2 protein-coding genes and 1 tRNA gene are annotated in these 2,165 nt (G+C 51.9%); all 3 read right to left on the bottom strand.

Annotated elements, in window-relative coordinates:
* Positions 1-136: 136 nt before the first annotated feature.
* The 3 genes from RTY00_RS23975 to RTY00_RS23965 all read right to left on the bottom strand — a co-directional run bounded on the left by RTY00_RS23975 (position 137) and on the right by RTY00_RS23965 (position 1,971).
* Positions 137-212 (bottom strand) — tRNA-Asn (locus RTY00_RS23975).
* A 103-nt stretch (positions 213-315) separates the two neighbouring features.
* Positions 316-1,092 carry a DgsA anti-repressor MtfA gene (mtfA, locus tag RTY00_RS23970; RefSeq protein ID WP_312666637.1) on the bottom strand — a complete coding sequence of 259 codons (777 nt, stop codon included), beginning with the start codon at positions 1,090-1,092 and terminating at the stop codon, positions 316-318.
* A 204-nt stretch (positions 1,093-1,296) separates the two neighbouring features.
* Positions 1,297-1,971: a hypothetical protein gene (locus tag RTY00_RS23965; RefSeq protein WP_008105447.1), complete on the bottom strand. Its 675-nt coding sequence runs from the start codon at positions 1,969-1,971 to the stop codon at positions 1,297-1,299.
* Positions 1,972-2,165 lie beyond the last annotated feature (194 nt).

Raw genomic sequence — 2,165 nt, 5'->3', positions numbered from 1 at the left:
TGATCCGCTACAGCTACTGGAATGAACTGTGCGCTGATGAATAAAGAACCCGCTCCTAGGCCAGCGGGTTTTTTTATGTCTGCAATCCGTAAAAGCAAAAAGCCCGCTTAGTTTCCTAAGCGGGCTTCTCTAAATATGGCTCCTCTGACTGGACTCGAACCAGTGACATACGGATTAACAGTCCGCCGTTCTACCGACTGAACTACAGAGGAATCGTTTGAACGAGGCGAATATTAATGGCGCCCCTTGCAGGTGTCAACAGCTTAAAACACATTTGTATTCAACTGGCTAGCATTAGTACAAAGCGATCGCGATTTAAGCAGGTTCTGCTGTTAGCATCGCCAATCGCGCCAGCGGATCCTGACGATAGAACTGCTGCAGATGGCGATACATCACCGGGAAGCGGTTAGCCAGTAAATCCGGTGCGCTGAAGAAATACTCTGACAGCACCGCGAAACACTCTGCCGCATCGCTGGCAGCGTAGGGATCGATGGTTGCCGCCTGTTCACCGACTAATTCAACTTCAGCTTCAATTTCTGCCATCGCCTGCTGCAAATCTTTCTCCCAGGCGGCGACATCGCGTAGCGCCATCACCGGAATGCCGCTGGTATAACCGCTGCCGCGTGCATCGAGTTTATGCGCCACTTCGTGGATTACCAGGTTAAAGCCGGAAAGATCGAGTGAATCCTGAATATCCAGCGCGTTTAACACCACCGGACCCTGCGTCCAGCTCTGTCCGGCGTGCACTGCCGGCGCGTGGTGCACCAGACCGTTATCATCTTCCCAGCGATCGTCGACGTTAAACGGCTCGGGATAGATCAGCACTTCATGGAAGCCATCGAGCCATTCGAGTCCAAGCTTCAACACCGGCAAACAAAACAGCAGCGCCAGACGTGTCAGCAACAGTTCGTCGAGCTGCAGGCCTTGCAGCGGCGAGATTTTTTTCTGCTGCAGGAAGCGTTGTGCCAGCGTAACCAGTGCGGTTTTTTCATCAGGATCGAGCAGTGAAAAGATGGGCTGCGCCAGCGCCTGTTGCCAGGGAAGCGCCAGCACTGAAGTCTCTATTTGCGCATGCCACGGCCATTTGAACATTGCGTCACTCACTCTTCAGACGAAAACAGTATCCTGGCGCGGCAAAGGAGGAATTACCAGCGCGTAATCAAAGCCGCATATTCAACCAGTTAGTCGGGGATTTGTCTGTGATTGGCGTGGCAAAGCGGGAAAGTCATGGCGAGGAAATAAAAAAGGTCGTCATGAATGACGACCTTACGTTTGCATGCTTCGCAGCGTTTAACTTTAACGTTCAACCCGCTGAAACGCGATCACCCAAACCCACGGGTTCACTTCCCAACTGGTGGCGCCGTACTGTTTCTGCCACGCTTTGCGGTACGCTTCTTTCGGCGATTCAGAATTCATATTCATGGTGAAGAAGTTATTCAGGAAGTGCGAATCGGTCTGCACGCCTTCCGCCATAATGTCATCTTCACTGATGTCCTGAATCTTCTCGGCACGTACCGAGGTAATTTGCAGATCGATGCGGCTGGCCCAGCGCGGCATATGAATCGCGGTCTGCCAGCCAAACTGCTCGGCATTCTGCAAATTCTCATCCAGCTGTCCCAACTCATTGCTGTCAGCGCGATATTGGCAATACGCCGCATTGCGAAACGGCAGGGGATCGCGTTCGTAATCCGCCAGTAAGTTTTCCGGCACAATCGGGCCGCGCCAGGTTTCACGTACCCACAAACCATCGCCCGCCTGCCCAAATGGGCAGTGCGAACTGACATCAGTCATCGACATCAATTTATAGCCGTGCAGATGATTGGCGCTGACGTCAAACGCGTGAACGCCTTCATGGTGATCCTGACCCGGACCGAAAGCTTGAGTTTTCATAATGCGCCGGGTCTGCGTTTGCTGGCCAACCAGCAGGGCGCGCACCCGCTGTTCGGAAAAAAGAATCGGCCGTTCTTTCATTGCATACCTCTTATTGTGTCACAAACCCGGAAACTGCGAAGAATCCCCCAACATCCGTAGATGTGAGAGCTAGCATAATGGGTTTGAATCAGTTTGCTTAATAATTTGTCGCCTTAGTATCAGGCTAATCTGGCAATTTTAGATTTTAAAAATGGTTCATAAGCAAAATGTGTGCTGAAAAGGACTTCGCAAGG

The sequence above is a fragment of the Pantoea sp. CTOTU49201 genome, assembly GCF_032054795.1.
Lineage (GTDB): Bacteria > Pseudomonadota > Gammaproteobacteria > Enterobacterales > Enterobacteriaceae > Pantoea > Pantoea symbiotica.
Note: the sequence above shows the minus strand (reverse complement) of the source record. Positions and strands in the feature narration are given on the sequence as shown.

Bases quoted from the DNA above. Each gene is read 5' to 3' on its own strand.
- mtfA (WP_312666637.1), bottom strand. From the start codon at position 1,092: ATGTTCAAATGGCCGTGGCATGCGCAAATAGAGACTTCAGTGCTGGCG.
- RTY00_RS23965 (WP_008105447.1), bottom strand. From the start codon at position 1,971: ATGAAAGAACGGCCGATTCTTTTTTCCGAACAGCGGGTGCGCGCCCTG.